Source organism: Alteromonas sp. ABM1_013 (genome assembly GCF_056160505.1).
This window is the reverse complement of record NZ_JBSWXH010000001.1, coordinates 587,267-611,324: the sequence shown is the minus strand read 5'-3', so window position 1 is coordinate 611,324 and position 24,058 is coordinate 587,267. Positions and strand designations below refer to the sequence as shown.

The window sequence follows — 24,058 nt, the reverse complement described above, 5'->3', positions numbered from 1 at the left end:
ACTTATAATTCCTTATCAATAATAACGCTTAGTGAAGATATTTCGTTGGCAGTAACGCTTGCACTCACACTCCCCTGCCATTCACCTTTCGAAACTGCCACATTACCATCTTTAGATAGCCTTGCGGTAACCACCACATCAGAAAGCGCAGCAAGTGTAAATTGTGGCATCATAGCGTTTTCGGTAGTTAATGTTACAGAAACCGGAAAGTCACCTATTGGCAACTTAACCACAGCAGCAGGCATTCTATTACCTGAGTTGGCATCTTGAGCAAACACAATTAAAAAGCCTTCTTTAGGCGCGTTTGCTTTAGCGTTATCGGATAAATTAACGGTGATAGTAAAACCAGTAACGGCCTCCTTGTTATCGCCTTGTACATCCGTCTCACCCGTAGGTTCTGCATTAGAGCTTTGCATCGCTACCATTTCGCTGGTATTTCCTTCTAGCTCTTTTATACGCGCAACTAAACGCTGGGCCATATCGCTATCTGCTGGTAATTTTCCTTCAACTTGTTGATAAAAACGGCGGGTATTAGCAAGGTCACCAAGTTGAGCCGACACCACTGCCATCATAAGCGCGAGATTATCATTCTCAGGGTTATCATTAAGCAAGCCTAATAAGATAGATTGCGCGCGTTCCAAGTTATTTACATCACCCGTGGTCATTAAAGCCTGAGCAAGCGTAATACGGTTAGCTGAATTAGACGGCGCCAAACTCACTGCTTTATCGATAGCTTCAATGGCCTGTACTTCTTGGCCAATACTCAGCATTAATCTGCCAAAATACATCCAGCCTGTATCGTCTTCAGGCTCTTCTCGCAAACGCTGGCGTATAGCTAAGGCAAGGCTTGCGATATCTTGCTCAGTCAAATTGTTCGCGTTACCGCTGGCAAGTTGCTGACTCAGCTCAGGTAGCGCTTCAATAGACTGCTGGGCTTTCGCAACACGTTCCATCTGGTTAACTTGCGAATACACAATTGCTCCACATAACACAGCAAGTAGACCACCTATTGCCAGTGGCAATTTAGCGTTACCGGTTTTGTTTTGGTGAAATGCACTTTCATCCACCAGCGCCAGTTTAAGCTCATCAACCGCCTGGCGCTTGTCGTGCTCACTAATAAGCCCTTCTTGCACCTCGCGGTCAAGTTCAGCAAGGCGCTGCTTAACAATTTGCGTATTGCTCAAACTGTCTTGTTTTGCGTGATTTTTGTTACGCAGCCATGGAAAAGCGATAATTAAAAGAACAAGCGTGATTAAGCCTGAAACAATAATATAAAACTCAGACCAACTCATTCTTTCTCTTGCTCCAACATTTTGTCTGCTTTGGCTAACTTAGCGGCCATATCTTCAGGTGGCGTTACCGATTTGCGGCGAATTACAACCAACAAGGCAATGAATATAAACAATACGGGGCCAGCCCAAAGCCACAGTGTCGCAGGCGTAACCGGCGGTTGATAATGCACAAAATCGCCATAGCGCGACTTCATAAAATCAATCACCTCCTGCTCTGTTTTGCCCTGTTTGAGTAAGGTGTATACTTTTCGGCGCATGTCGTGGGCAATCATGGCGTCGCTATCGGCAATATTCTGGTTTTGACACATAGGGCAACGCAGTTCAGCGGTAAGTTTTAAAAAGCTCTCACGTTGTGCTGAAGTGTCGAAGGTAAATTTATCTTCAGCGGCGTGTACCGAGAAAGGGCCAATTACCAGCAAAAGGGCAAAAAAACTAGACACTAGCGTTTTGAAAACGGAAAATTTGAAAGTTAAATTGTCAGCAACACGTACATCTGAATCAACCTCATAGGCTCCACAAGGTATATGAGTAGTATTTCTAGCTAACATCCTTACTCACCTCCTTGAGCACTTTGGGCGTCACTCATTACAGCATCAGCGTCCACTTTCCTATCTTTACTAACTTTGCCAGACGCTTCGGCAACTAGCTTATTGTAAAGCGGACCAACTTTTGAATTCCACACGCGCTCATTAATATCGCCTATGTGATGCATACGTATAATGCCTTCAGCATCAATCACAAAGTGCTCTGGTGCACCAGTAACGCCAAGGTCAAGGGAGGTATCGCGATAAACATCGAAGATATTGTACGCGTAAGGGTTGCCATAGCGGCTGAGCATGTCGGTGACTTCTTGCTGAACGCGGCTAAGTGTTTTTGTGCCAAAGTCCGGGTCTAAATCCTGATCGAAATACAACCCCACAATGTGAACATTTTGTTCGTTCTTAAGCTGAGTAAGGTACGGCATTTCGACAGCGCAGGTCACGCACCATACACCCCATACATTTAAGATAGTCACCTTTCCTTTTAAATTTTCTGGGGTATAGGTAATGTCTGGCTGCATAAGATCTGGCAGTGAGAATGCAGGTAACGTCTTATCCTGAACTTGAGAGTCTAGCTCTCTAGGGTCAGAAAAAAGCCCTTTGAATAAGAAAATAACCAGCAAAGAAAACAGCACCAATGGAATGGCAACAAGTGGAGCTTTTTTCATTACGCGTCTCCTTTCACTGACGTATTTGATGAAGTGGATACTTGACCATGAGATTGCTCAGCGTCATTTTCACCTTTACCACCGAATACACGTTTTATCTTTTTTACTTTAGCCATACGATAGCGTTTGTCGCTAATAGAAAAGATACCGCCTATAGCCATAACCACTGCACCCGCCCATAGCCAGATAACAAACGGTTTAATGTAAATACGGATGGCCCATGCGCCATTGTCCAAAGGCTCACCCATAGCGATAAACAAATCCCTTGCAAGGTTTGAGTGAATAGCGGCTTCAGTCATCGGCATACGCTGTACGATATACAAACGCTTTTCTGGCTCTAGATGCGCTATTAATTCACTGTCTTGATAAACATCAAATACGCCCTTGTCCGCTTCAAAGTTCGGTCCTTGTACTTTACGTACGTCTTTGAAATTAAAATCATAACCACCTAAAGAAACGGTATCGCCAATGTCCATGCGAACATCCCGCTCCATTTCGTAGTTTGAAACAAGGGTAATACCAATAATGCAGATAGCAAAGCCAACGTGGCCCAACACCATGCCCCAGTGGCTTGGTGTAAGTTTGCGAAGTTTAGATAGTACCGATGCATTATCAGAGCTATTTGAAGGCATAGCTGATAAACGCTGCATGACTTCTTGCACTGTGGTGACGAGGATCCAAAACACCAACACCATTCCCAGTACACCCATGTAAGTTGGTTCGTCGTAGGCAAAGTTCACTAGTACACCTGCGCTTAGCGCAATTCCACCTGCAACCAACAGTTGTTTTTGCAGTTCGCTGGCTTTTTGCTGCTTCCAACGTGTTAGCGGACCAAGCCCTAGCATCAATACAAAGGGCACAATCAACAAGGTGAACATTTGGTTAAAGAACGGAGCGCCTACGGAAATACTGCCTAAGCCTAACTCTTTGTGAACAAGAGGCAGTAGCGTACCGAGAAGAACAACTAATGTTGCTGCACATAAAAAGACATTGTTGCCCATTAGCAGCACTTCACGAGAAAAGGCTTGGTAGCGTCCAGGGCTTTTAAGCGAAGCCGCACGCATGGCATAAAGCAGCAATCCAAAACCGCTAAGTACAATCAATATGCCTAAGATGAACAAGCCTCGAGTAGGATCGCTTGCAAAAGAGTGCACCGAAACGATGACCCCAGAACGTACTAAGAAGGTACCTAATAAACTTAAACTAAATGCGGCAATTGCAAGTAGCACTGTCCATGATTTAAACGCCTTTCGCTTTTCGGTCACTGCCAGCGAGTGCATCAGGGCCGTACCTACCAACCAAGGCATAAACGAGGCATTTTCTACTGGGTCCCAGAACCACCAGCCGCCCCAGCCAAGTTCGTAATACGCCCACCAGCTACCTAGCGCAATGCCTACAGTCAGAAACGCCCAGGCAGAGATAACCCAAGGCCTTGACCAACGCGCCCAGGTTGAATCTAACTGACCCGAGATAAGCGCCGAGATAGCAAACGCGAAAGCGACAGAAAAGCCTACATAGCCCATATAAAGCATAGGCGGGTGAATGATCATACCAAAATCTTGCAGCAGCGGATTCAGATCTCGTCCGTCAACTGGGAAAAACGGCAGCATGCTGTTAAAAGGGTTTGAGGTAAGCAGCATAAATAAGTAAAAACCAATACCTACCATGCCTAATACCGACAGTACTCTAGCGACCATAGCAAGAGGTATTCCCTTGCTGAATATCGCAACAGCCACTGTCCAGATTGAAAGCATCAATACCCACAGTAGGAAAGAGCCTTCATGACCGCCCCATACAGCGGTAATCTTATAATAAATAGGAAGCCGGCTATTTGAATGCTGCGCAACGTAAGCCACGCTAAAATCATCGGTAACAAACGCGTAGGTCAAGCACACATAGGCAATAAGTGTAAACGTAAACAAGCCAATGGCTAACGGTTTGGCAGTAGCCATTAACGTTTCATGCTGACGGTGAGCGCCCCACAGCGGATAAACGGCCAATAATATAGAAAGCACTAGCGCAAGCGTCAGCGCTATATTTCCAATCTCAGGCACCATAAATTATTTGCCTCCAGTGCCGTTAGACGACTCGTAAGAAGGCATATTGTCAGGTTTAACGTGTTTAATGCCTTTCATTTTTTCTGCCAGCTCTGGCGGCATGTATTCTTCGTCGTGTTTAGCAAGGACTTCCTGCGCTTTGATATTCTTCTCGCCGGTAAGTATCCCCGTAGCCACAATGCCCTGACCTTCGCGGAACAAATCAGGCAAGATCCCCGTATAAGTTACAGTAACCGTTGGACCGGTATCGATTAGGTCGAAGCTCACAGCCAAACTCTCTTGATCTCGTTTCACACTGCCAGGTACCACCATACCGCCTATACGAAGACGCTGGCCTACTTGTGGTTTTTGTCCATTTTTGCCTTCAATTATTTCGCTGGGCGTATAAAAAAGGTCAATACTGTCGTTTAGAGCGTAAAGCATCAATCCAATTGCACTTACTACTAAAAAACCGATAATTCCTACTACGGTCAATCGCTGCTTTCGTCTCGGGTTCATGCAACTCTCACTTCGAAAAAACTAATAAACGATAAAAACGCAAATAAATGCCTAGTTAACTTTTAACGCTAAACTAGGCGTTGTCTTGCTGTTGCTGTCGCGCTTTTTTAATGCGCGCTTTGCGTTCTTTTTCCACCACCACCTGCTTTAAAAGGCCGCGATGCTTTATAAAACTTTGTACGGCGATTATGGCCATTGCCACAAAAGTAACGCCAAACGACAGCCATACGTAAAACGCATAGCCACCCATAGCTAAAAAATCGGCAAAGGACTCAAACTGCATCTTAATTGCCCTCTTTCTCAAATGTACTTGCCGTATCGCTTTGATGCTTTGACATTGCTTTCATTGCCAACGCTTGTACCCAAGGCCTGTGCATTTCTCGTAATACAATTTCATTGCGTAGACGCACTGTGGTTACAGCACCAATAAAGAAAGCAAAACCCAGTAAGTTAATTAACAGCGGCCACAACATTTCAGGCGCAATCGAAGGGTTGTCAAATTTACTGATTGTTGCGCCTTGATGTAACGTGTTCCACCACTCTACTGAGTAGTGAATAATGGGGATATTTACAACACCAACAAGCGCCATTACGCCTGCGGCTTTACCAGCCTGCTGTTTGTCTTCAAATGCACCGTAAAGGGCTATAACCCCCATATACAAGAAAAGTAGAATAAGCTCTGACGTCAGTCGCGCATCCCACACCCACCAAGCGCCCCACATAGGTTTACCCCAAGCCGCCCCTGTAAACAAAGCGATAAAGGTCATTACTGCGCCAATGGGCGCCATGGCAATCATGCTCATATAAGCAGTACGCCACTGCCAAACCATACCGACCAGGGCTGCAATTGCCATAGCAACATAAGTACCCATAGACAAAATGGCGCTAGGCACGTGAATGTAAATAATACGAAACGAATCACCTTGCTGATAATCTTGGGGTGCAAAGGCAAGCCCCCATACAGTGCCTATACTCAAACACACTAAAGCACCAACCCAAAACCAAGGCTGTAAAGTTAAACAAAGCTGGTAAGCACGCTCTGTTTTTGCGTAGGGGTGTAACCACTTCCACATTAGTTTTGACTCACTTTTAAAGAATACGCGATGGCAAACGGTGCCAATGCCGCAGCCAATAAAAGCATGGCGGCAATAATAGCAAGTTGCGCATGATAAGGTAATTGCAGTGCGGCAGAATCCACAGCCGACGTGGCAAATATCAGTAAAGGAATAAAGACAGGGATAAGTAACAGTGCTAAAAGTACCCCTCCCTTTTGCAATCCGACGGTAAGTCCTACCGCAATAGCACCAATTAGAGAAAGTAGCGGCGTACCCAGCAGCAACGTTAAAACAAGCGCGATATACATATCTACTGTCAAATTCAAAAACATCGCTAATAAAGGGGAAAGCAAAAATAAGGGCACGAAGCTAACCAACCAATGTACGGTCACTTTCACCGCGCTTACCGCTGGCAACGCCATACCAGAAAGCATGTATTGCTCTAACGAACCATCTTGAAAGTCATCGCGAAACAGCCTTTCCATCGCCATGAGCGAAGATAAAATTGCCGCAATCCAAATTACCCCTGGTCCAATGCGCTGCAGGGTATCGGGAGACGGACTAACGCCTAACGGAAACAAAGTCACTACCATGGTTAAAAACATCAGTGGTTGCACCAATTCCGCTTTTTGCTTGAACGCAATCTGCATGTCGCGCTTAAAAATACCTTGATAAAGTGACATTAGAAGCGGTACTCCAAGTCGAATACACGGTGTTCCCCAGCGGTTTCTGAAAGGGGTTGATGCGAAGTAGTAATGATGAAACCGCCGCGACCTACATGCTCTTTCATGCTAGCTTCAAGCATGTGCACTCCTTTTACATCAAGTGCTGTAAAGGGTTCATCTAATATCCACACCTTTGCTGGCTTAAGCCATAGTCTTGATAGCGCTACACGACGTTGCTGACCTGCCGACAAATACCTAACAGGCACGTCTTCAAGACCAACTAACCCCACTTTTTCTAATACGTTATATAGTGTGTTAACTGGCACCGATACCTTGTGCTGGGCTAACCAGAACGACAGATTATCTAATGCCGAAAGGCTTCCATTAGTACCGCTTTTGTGACCTAGATAAAGGAGATCATGGTAATAGCCTGAATTGTCCTTAGATACATCTGATCCTTGATAAAAAACGGTACCTAAATCAGGTGAACTCAGTCCTGTGAGGATGCGAAGCAAGCTGGTTTTCCCCGCGCCATTAGGTCCACGCAAATACAGCAATTCACCAGCACTAACGGCAAGTGAAAGACCTTCAAAAAGGGTTCTGTCTCGTTTGCTGCATGTTAACCCGCGCGCCTCTAACACTGCCTAGCTACTCCAACGTTCAGAAGAGGTTATAAAAAATGGCGCTAGTCTACCACACGAACGCTTTTTCGCAGTCGTGAATTCCAATTAAATATGATTTACTTCAACGACAAAGACATTTTCATTTAAGTTCTCTTGCCTTTAATGGGAAGCTTTTCTCTTTTCTATTGGTGGCCATGCGTAAATTGGAAACAGCCCTTAATAGCTTTGCTATACTTTAATTAGTAAGGAAAAGCGCCACCGTGCCGATATTACAATCATGACAACACCATTATCATCACTATTGGCAGCCGCTTCGAATCCATCTTCTGGCTCGGCTTCAGCATCCTTATCACAAGCAGGAAGTGTAAACGCTGCGACTCAAGGGCAAAAAGGAAGTACGTCTCCCGCTATTACTAATGCCACACTGTCTCAGGCTGCCGCGTTAGATAATGCGGCAAAAGTAATAGTTGAACGCTTGCCCGAACGGGTATTAGCGATAAGCGCCCCGGTAAATAGCAATTCATCAAGTAGCGCAGCTTCAGCTTCACAAACTCTAAATATTGTTTTACCCGCCGAGACAGATGCAAAACTCCCAAAACAAGCAATTAACAATGCTCAGCTTGCTCTTTTGCCTCAAAGTACTCTACCTGACCAATCTGGTACTCAGCGTGCGGTATTGCTTTTTACAACTTCCTCGCAACAGAACGCCGTATTAACGCCTCCTGATAAAGCAGATTTATTCAAAGCCGTGGCAAAGGCGCTCGCTACAAATAATGCTGCCGTCACCCTTAAAGGTGAACTCGCTATTTCAACAAAAAGCGAGAGCTTCGGGCAGCTTCAAATTAATACCTCTAAAAGCGACGTTCTGCCGCTTAATGACATAAGTACTGAAAAGCTTGATAGTGCCGCTAAAACTGCACTTCAAAAGCTGCTTGGTCAGCAAGTTGTCTTAAGGCTAAGTAGAGAAAGTAATGGCCATATCACACTTCAGATTTCTCAGGGAATTTCTAAAGCAGGCAATGACCCAAGAGTTAACGCCAGTAATCTCGCCACCATTACAGACAAAAATATAAGTGCAAATTTACAACAGCAGGTTATCGCAAGTTCCATTAGGCAAGGTGGCGTCGCCATTGAGCACAATTCTAATAACCCTCCAAGTCTTACTACTATTATAAAAAGTTCAGGCATTAAACCCGATACATTAAAAGCTGTATCTGCACTAACCTTGATTGATAGCAAGCTTTTAATACGTACAGTGCAACAAAGTCCGTTATTACAAATAAGCTTGCCTCAGAGTAGCTCATCTTCCTTAGCCATTCCCTCTTTAAACGCAGAGCAGGTAAACAAACTCGATCTGTCACAACTTCCCAAAGTAAACGCAAAAGGGGTCGAGACTGTCTCAGATAGAGGTGCTGGAAGTATCACATCTACTGTCGCACACATTGATAAAGAAGCCCCCATATCACTTAAAGGCTCGGATGTGCACAGGGCGATCACCGCCCTTTCTCGAGTCTTACTAAGCCAGACGGGCAATACAAACCAAGCGTTAAGCCAACTCGTCACTATTGTTGAAAATGGAAAGTTATCGCAAGATGGCGGTGCGACCAAAGTACCTGAAGTACAGCATATTGATAAAATATTGCAGCAGCTAAAAGGCCTTGATGCCCTTAACGCCAAACCTTCGCAAGCCAGAGCTATTAATAGTGACTTTATCGGTCCTCCTAAGCCTACTATTGAGCAATTGATGGCGGCGGCAAATGCGTTAAAGCAGTCGAAGACCAATGGGTCTGAAGAAACGGTGGGAATCCAAGGAAAGGATAGTGGAAGTAAATCGCCCTCTGTAGCACAGGTTTCACTTGCCTCCCTAGTTCAGTCCCTAAGCACACAAGCAAAAGGATTATCGAATAGTTTACTGAGTAGTATTGCTCAACAATTGACTGCTATACAAAGTAAGGGCGCAGAAGTCCCTCCTATTATTTCTGATACCGATAAGCCTCTTGCTGGAGTTAAAGCAAGCGAAAGCTTCATGGGAGAGAGCGTAAATACTACCAGTGACGTTAATGGCGGACCTAAAAAACTCGCACTAGACATGAACGACCAAGGTTTATCCCAACGCTTGCAGCAGCTTATCTCAACACAAGCCTTGGTGACGACTCCAATTAATTTGACATCGCCTGTAAGTTCATCAAGTTTCGTACAAGGCATGGTTGCGTTAGTTCAGCTAGCGCTAGCAGGCCGTGCCATGCAAAGACAGCCTAGCTTAAAAACCCAAATAGATGCACCCGACTCTATCGTTTCTAAGACGCTATCGAATATGGGAGTGACCACCCAACCAAGTCGTGTTAGCCAAGACATGAACCAGTTAGACGGGCGACAGCAGTTGCTTTCTCAACTTAAAACCTTACTAAGCAGTCATCAGCAAAGTAAAGTAGCGAGTGTCGATTCCCGTATTCAAGGACAAGATAGTTTCTATTATGTGTTACCGTCGCTTTCACAACATCACAGTCCGCCCGAGCTTTTGATAACTCGAGACCAAAGCGGGCAACACAATAAACAAACACAGGCGGGTCAGCGCTCGCTTTGGAATATCACGATGAAGCTAGACATTGGCGATAGCGGTCAGGTATTGGCGAAGTCAAAGATCGATAAAGACACGATTAACTTAGACTTGTATGCATCGAACGATGAAGTGCTCAGGCGTATTGGTGATACGCTACCCTACCTGCATAAACGCCTTTCCTCTCTCGGACTTGTGGTTGAAAACACAAGTTACCAGCGAGGCCATATTCCTGAAACGTTAAACACACGCCCTCATCAAATATTTGAAACTAGGGTTTAGGTGGAAGGAGTATGACTGATTCTCAAAAGACAAGACGCGCTATTGGCCTAAAATACGATGGCGGCGACAAGAAAAATGCGCCGAAGGTAGTATCTAAGGGGTATGGAGACTTAGCTGAGGCAATAATCGCCATGGCTGAAGAAACTGGGATATTAATTCACGAAGACCCTTACTTAAGCGACGTCCTTGCTACCCTTGATGTGGGGCAAGATATCCCTGAATCGCTTTATTACGTCATCGCGGAACTTCTTGCTTACTCGTATGTTTTACAGGGGAAAATTCCTCCTGGGTGGGAAGGTATTATCAAACGGGTAGATTTTGAAGTGTGAGGGTAAAAAAAGAGCCCGCGTTAAGCGAGCTCTTTTGCTATTTACTCAATACTTTTCAGATTATCTAAACAGTACTTTTTCTTTGTTGAACCAATGGATACAAAAGAAAATAAGACCTGCCGCGATGACTGCCGTAGACGTAAATATGCCAAATAGCGCGAAATAGTCCATGGTACCTTTAAACAGTTCTTTCATAGCAAGGGCAACGTTCGTCAGCGGTACCCAAACCCAGCCACCTTTAAGCTCTACGCCCGGCATCATCGCAATGATTACGGGGAAGATAACCACCATAATCAGTGACCCCATGTAGCTTTGCGCTTCTTTAAAAGAGCGAGCATAAATAGAAAGCGATAACAATACCGCCGCAAATACTGCGACCACAGGCACTAACATCAAGAATATCAGTAAGAAGTCTACAAGACCTATCATTGACATGATCTCAACGACGAATTCAACGGCCATGCCTTGGGATAACACCAGCCCCCATATGGCCATGGAAGACACCGTTATTAGCGCAGTAACAATGCCTGCGGTGGCTACCGTAAAGAACTTACCCAATACCAATTTGTGGCGATCCATTGGCGATATAAGTAAGGTTTCTAAGGTACCACGTTCTTTTTCACCTGCGCCCAAATCTGAAGCTGGCGCCATTGCACCTTGTAGGCACAAGATGAATATAAAGTAAGGCAGCATACCGCCTAAACGTTCACCCCACACTTCGCGATCGTCGGCGACATTTTGCTTTTCTATCTTGATTGGCTTCAGCAAGGCCTCTTGCTGAGTTTCGTCAAGGTTTAGCTGTGCAAACGCGCTTTGCTGAAATGCGTCTGTATATTCATCAATAATATCGGAAACACGCCCCATAACTTTGTTAAGGCCTGCATCGTTTAAATAAAGCTCAATCTTATGTTGCCCTGAACTTAATACGTCACTATCGAAACTCTCTGGTATAACTAACACAAAGTCTAACGTTTCGTTTTTAATGAGTTCGGCATAGTCAGTCTCATCGCCAATCGCAACCGATTCGAATTTATCAGAGGCATCGTTAAAGGACTGTACAATTGCTGGCGCATAAGCTTCACCAACTATCGCGTATTTCAACACTTCATTCTCTGCTTTATCCGCCGCTGAACTCATGAAAAAGAACGCGACACCGAAAATAGCTGGGAATAATAAAAGCGGTAAACCAATCATGAATATGATGGTTTTCTTATCCCTTAATAGCTCTTTGAATTCCTTTTTAAAGATTAACCACATTACCCATCTCCTCAGAATCCATTGAAAGTGTTTTTAGGAAGCTTTTATGCATTTGCCCTGCCTCTGCACCATTACCAGAAAGTGCACTAAAGGCGGCAAGCGAATCGTTAAATACTGTTTCACCTTGGTTAATCACGGTCACCTTATCGCAAAGGGTTTGCACCTCATCAAGATGGTGGGTAGAGAAAATTACCGGTGTACCTTTATCCTTAAGACGTTGAATGAATTCCATTACCGTACTGGTTGCCATAATATCAAGGCCAGTTGTAGGCTCATCGAGAACCACCAACTCTGGTTCGTGAATAACCGCACGGGCAATCGACACTTTTTGTTTCATGCCTGATGAAAAATTCTCCGCTCGTCTATCAAGGAAGGTTTGCATGTCGAGCAAATCAGCTAACTCTTCAATACGTGCATTAATTACATTTTTTGAAATGCCGTGTAGTTCACCGAAGTAGCTAATATTTTCACGCCCACTTAAACGGCCGTATAGACCTGTTGAACTGGAAAGAAAACCAATTTTCTTTCGCGCAATGTTGGGGTTAGAAAGTACGTCCTCGCCACCTATAAGCACTTTACCGCTGTCGGGTTTAAGCGCTGTTGAAAGCATACGCAAAGTAGTGGTTTTACCTGCGCCGTTAGGCCCTAGCAATCCCAGAACCTGACCTTTTTCGCAAGTAAAAGACACATCCCTTACTGACTGAAAATAACGCCCTTTTAAACGCGGGTCCTTCTTCTCTTGTTCGCTAAGCTTTTTCGGGTTCTCCACCGTAAAGCGTTTAGCGAGACCTGATATTTCAATCATTCCCTTTTCCCTCTTGATGTAAGCTATTCTCAATATTAATTGTTGTTTAAGGCATTGTTTGCTGTAGCCGCAAATTTTCCTTATTTATATTCTGAAACGTTGAACCTTGGAAATACACCAAAGGCCAACCTTTTCTTTGTAGTCTTCGCTTATCGTACTTTATTACAGCATTCCCTGTTTTTATTTTTTGTACAAGTTTCAACCGGATATTAAGTGTTAGTAAATATTTCTTAATATACCCTGCGTAGCAAAGGCATAAAAAAACCCACCTTTCGGTGGGTTTTTAAGATACTTGTAAAACCTATCTTATTCAGGAAGTACGTCGTCTTCGCCCTGTGGCAATGCTTCTTCAGCCTGCATGGTTTTAGAGAGCAATAGCTCTTGACGGATCTTTGTTTCGATCTCATTAGCCGTTTCAGGGTGTTCCTTAAGGTACTTCATTACGTTCGCTTTACCTTGACCAATGCGGTCGCCCTTGTAGCTGTACCAAGCGCCGGCCTTATCAACAAGCTTCTGCTTAACACCAAGGTCGATAAGCTCAGCTTCTTTACTAATACCTTCACCGTAGCGGATCATAAACTCGGCTTGCTTAAACGGAGGCGCAACCTTGTTTTTCACTACCTTAACGCGAGTTTCGTTACCTACTACCTCGTCGCCTTCTTTCACTGCACCGATACGGCGAATGTCTAAACGAACAGAAGAGTAGAATTTAAGCGCGTTACCACCAGTAGTGGTTTCTGGGTTACCGAACATTACACCAATCTTCATACGAATTTGGTTAATGAAGATACACAGCGTATTAGAGCGCTTAATGTTAGCTGTAAGCTTACGCAACGCTTGCGACATTAGACGGGCCTGAAGACCAACGTGAGAATCACCCATGTCACCTTCAATTTCAGCTTTAGGTGTAAGCGCCGCTACCGAGTCAACAATAACAACATCTACTGCACCTGAACGTACTAGCATGTCGCAAATTTCTAGCGCTTGCTCACCAGTATCAGGCTGAGATACCAATAGTTCGTCAATGTTTACACCTAGCTTTTCAGCGTAAACTGGGTCTAGGGCGTGCTCAGCATCCACGAACGCACAAGTTTTGCCCTTCTTCTGCGCTTCAGCAATAACTTGAAGTGTTAGCGTGGTTTTACCTGATGATTCTGGCCCGTAGATTTCAACAACACGTCCACATGGCAAACCGCCTATACCTAGAGCGATATCAATGGTAAGTGAGCCAGTAGAAATCGCTTCAATGTCCATGGCTTGGTTATCGCCTAAGCGCATGATTGCGCCTTTACCAAATTGCTTTTCAATTTGGCCAACTGCGGCGGTTAAAGCTTTTGATTTGTTATCGTCCACGTATGTATCCTCTAGGATTTGCGGTTAAATTCTGTTTTGGTGCTTTCCATATTTTGTATGAAGTTACCAAATAATGATCATATTCTATACTGTACAAGCATACAGTTTCAACCAGTGTTTTTAAATTTCGCTCAACATTTTAATTAACTGAGTAATAGCAAAGCTAATAGCGTGTTGACGAACTTCGTCGCGATTGCCGCTAAAAACCTGTTTGATTTGCGCTTCTTGCTCTCCACACAAAAAACCAAACCACACAGTGCCCACCGGTTTTGCTTCGCTGCCCCCGCCAGGCCCGGCGATGCCGCTTACGGTCACAACTAGCTGCGCACCGCTATTGCGTCGCACGCCTTCTGCCATTTCTTTTACCGTTTGCTTCGACACTGCACCATGCTCTTTGAGCGTCTGCTCGGTAACACCTAATATGCTCTGCTTCGCATCATTTGAGTAGGTCACCCAGGATTGATTAAACCAGTCAGAGCTTCCTGAAACACTGGTGAAAGCAAAAGCAATCCCCCCACCTGTACAGGATTCTGCACTAGATACATTCCAACCTTTTGCTCTAAGTGCATCCCCTAGTGCCTGAACTTGCACAGATAATGCGCTATCAAGCTTTAAAGGGCTGGCGTTTACCGTCGAATCAGTTGAAAATGTTGTGCTCATTTGGATATACCTAGTTACACCTGTTGTGCTTTATCAGATCTTCGCTTGATCTTAGTGGGCGTGAGTTTATCATTTATTCCCCTTAACAGGCATTAAACCCAGCAACAAATTCGCAGAGGCATTTTTTTTGGAATCACATACTCCTATGATGCGCCAGTACCTGACTATTAAGGCGCAGCATCCGAATATTCTACTATTTTATCGCATGGGCGACTTTTATGAGTTGTTTTACGACGATGCCAAAAAAGCTGCGGAATTGCTGGATATATCGCTAACAGCAAGAGGCAAATCTGGCGGTGAGCCTATCCCTATGGCGGGTGTGCCCTACCATGCAGTGGAGAGCTACCTCTCTCGCTTAGTCAAGATGGGCGAGTCGGTTGCCATTTGTGAACAGGTTGGCGATCCGGCCACCAGTAAAGGCCCTGTTGAACGTGCAGTACAACGTATTGTTACGCCTGGTACAGTGACCGATGAAGCGCTACTAGAAGAACGTCGCGACAATATTCTTGCGGCAGTCTGCGGTCATAGTATGCATTATGGTTTAGCGACATTAGATGTTACGAGTGGCAGGTTCGTTATCTTTGAAAGCGATAGTGATGAAGGCCTATTGGCTGAGATTCAGCGCATTAACCCAGCAGAACTTCTTTATCCTGAAGGGTTTGAAAGTTTACCTCTTGTTGAAAACCGCAAAGGGCTTAGACGCCGTCCTGAATGGGAATTTGACATAGACACCGCCACCGAACAGCTAAATGCCCAGTTTGAAACCAAAACATTAGAAGGCTTTGGAATAAAAGGCGTCACTAAAGGCTTAGGCGCAGCGGGCTGTGTTTTACAATATGTAAAGGATACCCAGCGCACTGCTCTGCCCCACATTCGTCGCATTCAAACCGAACAGCAAGACAGCCGTGTGCAGCTTGATGCTGCCACCCGCAGGAACCTAGAGCTTACCCATAATTTGTCGGGTGGGCAGGAAAATACGCTGTTTAGCGTGATGGATACCACCACCACGGCCATGGGTAGTCGTATGCTACAGCGCGTTATTCATTCGCCTTTAACAGACCAACATGAATTGCACAGCCGCTTAGATGCTGTTGAAACTTTCATTAACGACGACCCTGAAGATATTCGCACCGCGTTAAAGCACATTGGTGATATAGAACGTATTATGGCGCGCTTAGCTCTTCGCTCTGCGCGTCCTCGTGACTTTGCTCGCCTAAAAAATGCGTTTAATGCATTGCCTGATTTACAAGATGCTCTAGCTAGGTTCGATACAGGGCAAGTCAGAAGTATCAGCGAAACCATTGGCACTTACCCAGAGCTTCAAGCCCTGTTAAATGATGCCATTATTGATAATCCGCCAGTGGTAATACGGGATGGCGGCGTGATTGCCGAGGGCTACAACGCCGAACTTGATGAATTGCGCAAGCTATCACAAGGTGCTACCGACTACTTAGACGCTATGGAACAGCGTGAGCGCGAGCGCACCGGCATTTCCACGTTGAAAGTGGGCTATAACAAAGTTCATGGCTTCTTTATTGAAATTAGCCGGGCCAACAGTGCGTTAGCGCCCGCTGAATATATTCGAAGACAAACCCTTAAGAATACTGAGCGCTACATAACGCCAGAACTTAAAGAGCACGAAGATAAAGTGTTAAGCAGTCAAGGCGCTGCCCTTGCTCTTGAAAAGCAGCTTTATGAAGCCTTGTTCGACAACTTTGCTCCACACTTAAATAACTTAATTGAGACCGCCGCAGCGCTTGCCAAGCTCGACGTGCTGTGCTGTTTTGCCGAACGCGCAGTCTCCCTTGATTGGTATCGACCTAACTTGAGTCAAGAATGTGCGCTTTCTTATAATTCCGGTCGCCACCCTGTTGTTGAAAACGTAATGAAAGACCCTTTCATTGCCAACCCGCTTAAGCTAGACACCGAGCGACGCATGCTGATTATTACCGGTCCGAACATGGGCGGTAAATCAACCTATATGCGCCAAACCGCGCTCATTGCCCTGTTAGCCTGTATTGGCAGTTTTGTACCTGCAGAAAACGCCCACATAGGAAAGCTTGACCGCATCTTTACCCGTATTGGCGCATCGGATGATTTAGCCTCTGGTCGCTCAACCTTTATGGTTGAGATGACAGAAACGGCAAACATTCTAAACAATGCTACAGAAAACTCGTTGGTATTAATGGATGAAATAGGACGCGGTACCAGTACCTATGATGGTTTATCACTGGCTTGGGCCTGTGCAAGTTACTTAGCAAAGCAGCTCAATGCTTATACGCTTTTTGCCACGCATTACTTTGAACTAACTGAACTTCCAGAAACGCAAAGTGGCGTAGTGAATGTGCACTTAGATGCGATGGAGTTTGAAGATACTATACGCTTCATGCATACCGTATCAGAAGGCGCTGCGAGCAAAAGCTTTGGTTTACAGGTTGCCCAACTTGCAGGCGTACCGAAGGCGGTAATAAAAGCGGCACAACAGAAGCTTGCGGTGTTGGAATCATCACATCTTATGACCAGCACGGAAGATGGATCAGAGAAAGCCAACGATAAGTCTTTTGGAGCGAAGAGCTCGGTAAAAGGTGGAAATAAAACAAGCGCATCAGGTAAAGCCACATCAAATACCAAAGGCCAAGCTGAAATGCTATTCCCTGATAAGCCACATCCGGTTGTAGAAGCCCTTGAAAACTTATCGCCTGATGAGCTATCACCGCGCCAAGCGCTAGACCTTATCTACACACTAAAGCGTCTAAGCCAGTCTTAAACCAAGCTTAAGCGCGTATAAATTGCGCATCATGTGGGCAAATTGATTGTCTGCCCACATGATTTTGCGTATACTATCGCCCCGTCCAAAGTGTAGCTGGTTTTGTTCTAAACTCAGCCTATATTTACCATACAACCCAAACGTTCTAGGTTTCGCATGACAAATTATATTTTCGTCACAGGTGGTGTAGTTTCATCGCTAGGTAAAGGTATTGCTGCAGCATCGCTGGCCGCAATTCTGGAAGCTCGCGGTCTCACCGTAACCATGTTAAAACTCGACCCTTACATCAATGTCGACCCGGGCACTATGAGCCCTATCCAGCATGGTGAAGTATTTGTTACTGATGACGGCGCTGAGACCGACCTCGATCTTGGTCACTACGAGCGTTTTATTCGCACCCGCATGACAAAGCGCAATAACTTTACTACTGGTCGTGTGTATGAAGAAGTACTTAAGCGCGAACGTCGCGGTGATTACTTAGGTGCAACTATTCAGGTGATCCCTCACATAACAAATGAGATCAAGCGCCGCGTAATTGAAGGTGCTGAAGGTCACGATGTGGCTATTGTTGAAGTGGGCGGAACCGTAGGTGACATCGAGTCACAACCATTCTTAGAAGCAATTCGCCAGCTTGGTACAGAAGTGGGCCGTGAGCGCGCTATGTTCATGCACTTAACGCTAGTACCTTATATGCCAGCGTCAGGCGAAGTAAAAACTAAGCCTACTCAGCACTCGGTAAAAGAACTCCGCTCTATTGGTATTCAGCCAGATATTCTTGTGTGCCGTTCAGTTGGTGCATTACCAGCTAGCGAACGTTCTAAAATCGCGCTGTTCACAAACGTTGCTGATAAAGCGGTTATTTCACTTAAAGACGTAGACAGCATTTACCGTATTCCTGCTGCACTTAAAGCGCAAGGTATGGACCAGTTAGTTGTAGACCGCTTTGGTTTAGATTGCAACGAAGCAGACCTATCTGAGTGGGAGCAAGTGCTTTACGCAGAGTCTAACCCGACGGCTGAAGTAAACATCGGTATGATTGGCAAGTACGTTGAATTGCCTGATGCCTATAAGTCTGTTAATGAAGCACTTAAACACGCTGGTCTTAAAAATCGTCTTACCGTGAACATCCATCACATCGACTCACAAGACGTGGAAAGCAAAGGCACACAAATTCTAGAGCAGTTAGACGCTATCTTAGTACCTGGCGGCTTTGGTGAACGCGGTATTGAAGGTAAAATTGCAGCAGCCCGTTATGCTCGAGAGAACAAGGTGCCTTACCTAGGCATTTGTTTAGGTATGCAAGTCGCACTTATCGAATATGCACGTAATGTGGCAGGTATGGAAAACGCGAACAGTACTGAATTTAATCCAGACACGCCTTATCCTGTTGTGGGTCTTATTACCGAATGGTTAGACGCTGCGGGTACCACTGAAGTACGTACCGAAACGTCTGATCTGGGCGGCACAATGCGCTTAGGTAGCCAGCTTTGCCACCTTATTGAAGGTACAAAAGTTCACGAGATGTATGGCGATGCTGAGATTTACGAGCGTCACCGTCACCGTTACGAAGTAAATAACAACTTGCGCGATCAAATTGAAGCGGCGGGATTAAAGGTAAGTGGTTTGTCCACTGACAAGCGACTTGTAGAAGTGGTGGAAATCCCTGATCATCCATGGTTCATTGCGGGCCAATTCCACCCTGAGTTCACATCAACTCCTCGGGATGGACACCCACTATTTACTGGTTTCGTTGCTGCGGCAGGAAAATACCAGAAAGAAAATCACTAATTTCTAATAAAAGGGGTGCTCTCTCCCGTTGCACCCCATTCAATTGTTGAGGAAAAAACATGGCGAAAATTAGTCGCATTATCGGACGCGAAATCTTAGATTCACGCGGAAACCCTACCGTAGAAGCAGACGTATATTTAGAATCGGGCGTAATGGGCCGAGCTGCTGCACCATCTGGTGCCTCTACTGGTAGCCGCGAAGCACTAGAACTACGCGACGGCGACAAGTCTCGTTACCTAGGTAAAGGTGTAACAAAGGCAGTTGCAGCAGTTAACGATACCATCGCGCCAGCACTTATCGGCAAAGATGCACTAGCACAAGCTGATATCGACGGCATCATGATTGACCTTGATGGCACAGAAAACAAAGAGACCCTTGGCGCAAACGCGATCCTTGCTGTTTCTCTTGCTGTTGCTAAAGCGGCAGCGGCTGAAAAAGGCGTAGCGCTTTACGAGCACATTGCAGACCTTAACGGTACATCTGGTCAATACTCAATGCCTGTACCTATGATGAACATCATCAACGGTGGTGAGCACGCTGACAACAACGTAGACATCCAAGAGTTCATGGTACAGCCAGTTGGCGCGAAGAGCTTCAAAGAAGCACTACGTATGGGTGCTGAAATCTTCCACGCACTTAAGAAAGTTCTTTCTGCTAAAGGCCTTAACACAGCAGTTGGCGACGAAGGTGGTTTTGCACCTAACCTTAGCTCAAACGCTGAAGCACTAGCAGTTATCGTTGAAGCCGTTGAAAATGCCGGCTACAAAATGAATGAAGACATCACCCTTGCACTAGACTGTGCGGCGTCTGAATTCTACAAAGAAGGCAAATATGTACTATCTGGCGAAGACAAGAGCTTCGATTCAGAAGCGTTTGGCGACTACCTTGCTGACCTTTCTTCACAATACCCAATTGTATCAATTGAAGATGGCCTAGACGAAAGCGACTGGGACGGCTGGGCAAGCCTAACTAAGAAGATTGGTGACAAAGTACAGCTAGTTGGTGACGACTTATTTGTAACTAACACTAAAATTCTTAAGCGCGGTATCGATAACGGTATTGGTAACTCAATCCTTATCAAGTTCAACCAAATCGGTTCACTAACTGAAACCCTTAACGCAATCAAAATGGCGAAAGACGCTGGCTTTACAGCGGTTATCTCTCACCGTTCTGGCGAAACTGAAGATGCGACCATTGCTGACCTTGCAGTAGGTACAGCGGCGGGTCAAATTAAGACTGGTTCACTGTGTCGTTCTGACCGTGTTGCTAAGTACAACCAACTTCTTCGCATTGAGGAAGCGCTAGGTGACGCAGCTACCTATAAGGGCCGTAGCGAAATTAAAGGTCAATAAGCTTAAGCCAAATATGGTTTAACTAGCTTTGTTGAAAGGCACCAGCGTAATTCGCGGTGCCTTTTTTGTTTGCCCAGCGAAGCTGACAAACAAAAAAAGCCCTAACTGGCGTTAGGGCTAATGCACACATCACAACCACACTTTGTGATCCAGGGTGTAGTTACTGCCGCGTGTCACGGCAGTTGTTTTACAAATTAAAAACGATAGTTTGCACCTACAGTAATTCTTCGGTCAGTAAGACCTTGGAAGCACAGAAGCGCACCTTCGTTAACACAGTACTGCTCTACTTCAGACTCAGTAATGTTTACTGCCTCAACACCGATATTAAGGTTTTCGTTAACATCGTAAGTCACGCTTGCATTTAACTGACCACGGTCAGCTTGTACCGCAGGGAAACCCCATGGGAAACTAGACGTACTACCGAAGTCATCAGTGCGATACGCTTCACGCCATGTGTAGCGCATACGAGCAGATAAACCAAACTTTTCGTAGTAAAGCGTAATGTTGTAAGCGTTCTCTGAAAGGTTTAGTAAGCCTTGAACTGCGCTAACCTCTTCATCGCTTCCAGTAGTAGCAGCAAAAACGTTAGCTGCACGGCTTGTAGCCGTATTCTCAGCTTCACCACCATCAAATTCTTGAATGGTATAGTTAGCAAGCACACCAAAGCCTGAAGCCCAACCTAGCTCATTTTCAAAGCCAGATAAATCATATTGAACCGCAAATTCGATACCTTTCTGGGTTGTTTCACCCGTATCGTTAATTTTCGTCTCTGTCCCTACACAAACGCCTGTACCAAGCTCAGGGCCAAACACGTTAATATCAGCAATTGGGTTAAAGACACCACCACCTTCACAAGGGTCAGTTAGGTCGCGATAGCCTGTCGTCGGGTCTTCAAATGGGCTTACAATTTGATCTACGAACAAATCTTTACGAGTTTTGTGGAAGATACCCACACTTACTACACTGGCTTCAGCAAAGTACCACTCGGCCGCTAAGTCATAAGAAATAACTTCTTCTGGCGTTAAGTTTGGGTTACCAATAGCCACATTAGGGTTAGGGCTTGTGCTGAAGGTCACTGACGTTGATAAGTCATTGAAGTTAGGACGACGGATATCTTTACCCGCACCAAATCTTAATACTACGTCATCAGTAACATCTGCCACTAAGTTGAAGCGAGGTAGAATGAAGTCGTAATCGCCAGTGTTAGTCACACGAGAAACCAACTCATTACCTTCATCGTCTACGGTTATTGAGTTACCCACAGACGTTACGTCTGTTTGCAGATAACGAACACCAAAGTTACCGCGGAACATTTCATACTCGAAGTTAGCCTGTGCGTACAATGCATGGGTTTCTTCTTCAATGTCAAAGAAGCCTGATGAGCTTGCCGTAGGAGCACTTAACGAACGTGTAGAACCATGTGCTTCCATTGCCGCTTGAAGCGTCGCTAGTACCGCATCAGGGTCAGATGACACTTGCTCTGGGTCAATTAACAGGAAGTCACTAACGTAAAGCGCACGTCCGTCTGCATCGTTGAAGTTATCAGGGCCCGCAACCAACAAGTCACTAAATAAGCTGCCTCGAGGACTATCTTCCATTGTACGCAAGCCAACGCTGGTACCAATATCCTCACGTTTGCTACCAGATTTATTGTAGCGGTAACCAAAATCCACTGACGTAATCATAGTATCCACGTAATACGTAAAATCTACGCGGAATGCATCTTCAAAGTTTTCGGTAGTATCACGACCAATATTTACATCACGAAGCACTACATTGTTCGGGTCAAGTAATTGTTCAACCGTAGGAGCATACTCAGCGCCTTCAGCAATACCAAACGTCAATGCACCACCGGTAAGATCATATGCAAAAGGAACAGAGTTATCGTTTGCACCTCCGGCATCTAACGGCGCGTTTGGATTGATAAAGTTAAGGGTTGTATTGAAGCTTGGCGTTGTAGTGTCAGATGTTGTTGATGCAACTTCCGCAAACACGCTCCACTTTTCGCCCTGCCATTCTCCACCTAGACGGAATATCTCGCTTTTAGTTACACGTGAATTAGTATCGCTTGAGAAACGTAAGTTAGGATCGTCGTCGTCGTTTTCCAAATTCACAGGGATAACACCACGCAGTGCTGCCTGTATAGAACCTAAGTTTGTACCACCTAATGAACCAAAGTTGATAGTTTCAAACTCATCAGGAACAGAAATGTCATTAAGCGCGCTTACCCCTGACGCTTGAACACGAGAACTCTCTTGCAGACGTTCTTGATCATTAATAATAGCGTCAAAGAAAAACTTGGTGTTGTCATTCGGCGCCCATTCAATGGTACCTACAAGGTTTTTAGTTTCGTACTCAAAGTTATCGTAGTCTTGAACAAAGAACTGGATAGGTAAAAAATCAAAAGACTGAGCACTTGCTACACCGCTATCTGAAGCAACTAGGTTATCTCTGTCTGCGCGAGGTCGAAATGCCGTTACGTCTTGCTGAGCATAACTACCACTTATTACCACACCAATGGTACCGTGGTCGGTATCCCAATTATCGCCAAACGTACCCGAAATACGAGGTTGAAAGTTACTGTCGGTGGTTAAGCTGCTGTTCTCACCTTGTACACGAAACGCTGCAAGCTGTTCATTAAGCTGTAAGGGACGGATTGTTTTCAAGTTAATCGTACCACCCACTGAACCTTCAATGGTTTTAGCGTCGGGCGACTTAGTCACTTCCAAGCCAGCAATAATCGCAGCTGAAACGTCCTCAAAGTCAATACCGCTTCGACCTGCACCAGAACCAACGGTGGAAACACCGTTAATTTCTGTACGGTTAGCATCGGTACCACGAATTTGTACGCCTGTACCCACACCTGCTTCACGAGTGATTTGAATACCGGTAATGTTTTCTAGTACTTCTGCTAAGTTTTGGTCTGGTAACTTACCAATATCCTCTGCTTCGATAACTTCAACAAGGTTATTTTTAAAGCGTTTTTCATTCATTGCGCTAGCGAGTGACGCTCGGATACCCGATACCTCAATGACTTCAACATCTTCGTTTTGTTCTTGCTGTGTTTCTTGTGCGTTTACTGATGCGGTTAGGCTTAGTGTCGTAGCCGAAAGTACCGCAAGTGTAATCTTTGATAATTTGTGTGCCATGTGTGTTTTCCTCTTAAGGATTGAGGAATGTCTAATCACTCATTCCTTACCACTTAATTGATTTGCAACTTACCCGCCCTGCAAATTCGCCTTACACCTACTTTACAAGACAGTTACAAAAGTAAGACAAGTTTTTACATTGGTCAACACAAAATGTTAAAAAATGGTCAATTATATTTATATTTTTGGCATTACCAATATTTACAAAGGATGACTCAATAAGATTGAACGCCATAAGAAACAACAAATAACACTTAAAATACAGAAACTTATATATTTAAAATGTATTTTCCGTCGTTTTTAACATTACTTACACAAGCGGTAAGCTTTGCAACATAATTGGTCATACAGGTTGGTTGTCA

At 45.0% G+C, this 24,058-nt stretch carries 19 protein-coding genes; 5 read left to right on the top strand and 14 right to left on the bottom strand.

The genetic code is table 11. The features are described 5' to 3' along the window. Window positions 1–2 precede the first annotated feature (2 nt). From ccmI to ccmA, 9 genes are all read right to left on the bottom strand, one after another. Window positions 3–1,292 (bottom strand): c-type cytochrome biogenesis protein CcmI, encoded by a 1,290-nt coding sequence (gene ccmI, locus ACXAGK_RS02595; protein ID WP_474853917.1) that lies wholly within the window; start codon window positions 1,290–1,292, stop codon window positions 3–5. Beyond that, window positions 1,289–1,840: a cytochrome c-type biogenesis protein gene (locus ACXAGK_RS02590; RefSeq protein ID WP_474853916.1), complete on the bottom strand. Its 552-nt coding sequence runs from the start codon at window positions 1,838–1,840 to the stop codon at window positions 1,289–1,291. The genes ccmI and ACXAGK_RS02590 overlap by 4 nt, the downstream gene beginning before the upstream one ends. A gap of 2 nt (window positions 1,841–1,842) precedes the next feature. Then, window positions 1,843–2,499 carry a redoxin family protein gene (locus ACXAGK_RS02585; protein WP_474853914.1) on the bottom strand — a complete coding sequence of 219 codons (657 nt, stop codon included), beginning with the start codon at window positions 2,497–2,499 and terminating at the stop codon, window positions 1,843–1,845. Then, a complete protein-coding gene (locus ACXAGK_RS02580; RefSeq protein ID WP_474853913.1) occupies window positions 2,499–4,556 on the bottom strand; it encodes a heme lyase CcmF/NrfE family subunit in 2,058 nt (685 codons plus the stop codon). The genes ACXAGK_RS02585 and ACXAGK_RS02580 overlap by 1 nt, the downstream gene beginning before the upstream one ends. A 3-nt stretch (window positions 4,557–4,559) precedes the next feature. Further along, window positions 4,560–5,054: a cytochrome c maturation protein CcmE gene (gene ccmE, locus ACXAGK_RS02575; RefSeq protein ID WP_179982566.1), complete on the bottom strand. Its 495-nt coding sequence runs from the start codon at window positions 5,052–5,054 to the stop codon at window positions 4,560–4,562. Between the two features lie 73 nt (window positions 5,055–5,127). Next, on the bottom strand, window positions 5,128–5,337 hold the full coding sequence (gene ccmD / locus ACXAGK_RS02570; protein WP_214994237.1) for a heme exporter protein CcmD: 210 nt from the start codon (window positions 5,335–5,337) through the stop codon (window positions 5,128–5,130). A gap of 1 nt (window position 5,338) precedes the next feature. Continuing rightward, window positions 5,339–6,127 carry a heme ABC transporter permease gene (locus ACXAGK_RS02565; protein WP_334048302.1) on the bottom strand — a complete coding sequence of 263 codons (789 nt, stop codon included), beginning with the start codon at window positions 6,125–6,127 and terminating at the stop codon, window positions 5,339–5,341. Next, complete coding sequence (ccmB, locus tag ACXAGK_RS02560; RefSeq protein WP_474853910.1) at window positions 6,127–6,792, bottom strand: heme exporter protein CcmB; 666 nt, start codon at window positions 6,790–6,792, stop codon at window positions 6,127–6,129. The genes ACXAGK_RS02565 and ccmB overlap by 1 nt, the downstream gene beginning before the upstream one ends. Next, the gene (ccmA, locus tag ACXAGK_RS02555; RefSeq protein WP_474853908.1) at window positions 6,792–7,415 is read right to left on the bottom strand and encodes a cytochrome c biogenesis heme-transporting ATPase CcmA; all 624 of its coding nucleotides are present in this window, start codon (window positions 7,413–7,415) and stop codon (window positions 6,792–6,794) included. Before ccmA ends, ccmB begins: the two co-directional genes overlap by 1 nt. A gap of 259 nt (window positions 7,416–7,674) precedes the next feature. On the opposite strand from ccmA, the gene ACXAGK_RS02550 reads away from it, so the two are divergent. Both ACXAGK_RS02550 and ACXAGK_RS02545 read left to right on the top strand, forming a co-directional pair. Further along, window positions 7,675–10,236, top strand: coding sequence for a flagellar hook-length control protein FliK (locus tag ACXAGK_RS02550; protein WP_474853906.1), 2,562 nt, complete (start codon window positions 7,675–7,677; stop codon window positions 10,234–10,236). Between the two features lie 11 nt (window positions 10,237–10,247). Further along, the gene (locus tag ACXAGK_RS02545) at window positions 10,248–10,565 is read left to right on the top strand and encodes an EscU/YscU/HrcU family type III secretion system export apparatus switch protein (protein ID WP_474853904.1); all 318 of its coding nucleotides are present in this window, start codon (window positions 10,248–10,250) and stop codon (window positions 10,563–10,565) included. 60 nt (window positions 10,566–10,625) lie between these two features. Here ACXAGK_RS02545 and ACXAGK_RS02540 read toward each other — a convergent pair whose 3' ends face one another. The 4 genes from ACXAGK_RS02540 to ACXAGK_RS02525 form a co-directional block, all read right to left on the bottom strand. Then, the gene (locus ACXAGK_RS02540; protein ID WP_474853902.1) at window positions 10,626–11,822 is read right to left on the bottom strand and encodes an ABC transporter permease; all 1,197 of its coding nucleotides are present in this window, start codon (window positions 11,820–11,822) and stop codon (window positions 10,626–10,628) included. Next, a complete protein-coding gene (locus tag ACXAGK_RS02535) occupies window positions 11,806–12,627 on the bottom strand; it encodes an ATP-binding cassette domain-containing protein (protein WP_474808407.1) in 822 nt (273 codons plus the stop codon). Before ACXAGK_RS02535 ends, ACXAGK_RS02540 begins: the two co-directional genes overlap by 17 nt. A 306-nt stretch (window positions 12,628–12,933) precedes the next feature. Continuing rightward, window positions 12,934–13,980 (bottom strand): recombinase RecA, encoded by a 1,047-nt coding sequence (gene recA / locus ACXAGK_RS02530; protein WP_179982559.1) that lies wholly within the window; start codon window positions 13,978–13,980, stop codon window positions 12,934–12,936. A gap of 120 nt (window positions 13,981–14,100) precedes the next feature. Further along, entirely contained in the window at window positions 14,101–14,640 is a 540-nt protein-coding gene (locus tag ACXAGK_RS02525) for a CinA family protein (protein ID WP_474853900.1), read from the bottom strand. Between the two features lie 145 nt (window positions 14,641–14,785). Between ACXAGK_RS02525 and mutS the strand changes: the two genes are divergently transcribed. The 3 genes from mutS to eno all read left to right on the top strand — a co-directional run bounded on the left by mutS (window position 14,786) and on the right by eno (window position 20,547). Next, on the top strand, window positions 14,786–17,407 hold the full coding sequence (mutS, locus tag ACXAGK_RS02520) for a DNA mismatch repair protein MutS (protein WP_474854472.1): 2,622 nt from the start codon (window positions 14,786–14,788) through the stop codon (window positions 17,405–17,407). A 156-nt stretch (window positions 17,408–17,563) separates the two neighbouring features. Further along, on the top strand, window positions 17,564–19,195 hold the full coding sequence (locus ACXAGK_RS02515; RefSeq protein ID WP_474853898.1) for a CTP synthase: 1,632 nt from the start codon (window positions 17,564–17,566) through the stop codon (window positions 19,193–19,195). 59 nt (window positions 19,196–19,254) lie between these two features. Then, window positions 19,255–20,547, top strand: coding sequence for a phosphopyruvate hydratase (gene eno, locus ACXAGK_RS02510; RefSeq protein ID WP_014975823.1), 1,293 nt, complete (start codon window positions 19,255–19,257; stop codon window positions 20,545–20,547). 194 nt (window positions 20,548–20,741) lie between these two features. Here eno and ACXAGK_RS02505 read toward each other — a convergent pair whose 3' ends face one another. Then, complete coding sequence (locus ACXAGK_RS02505) at window positions 20,742–23,696, bottom strand: TonB-dependent receptor (protein WP_474853896.1); 2,955 nt, start codon at window positions 23,694–23,696, stop codon at window positions 20,742–20,744. Window positions 23,697–24,058: the final 362 nt, after the last annotated feature.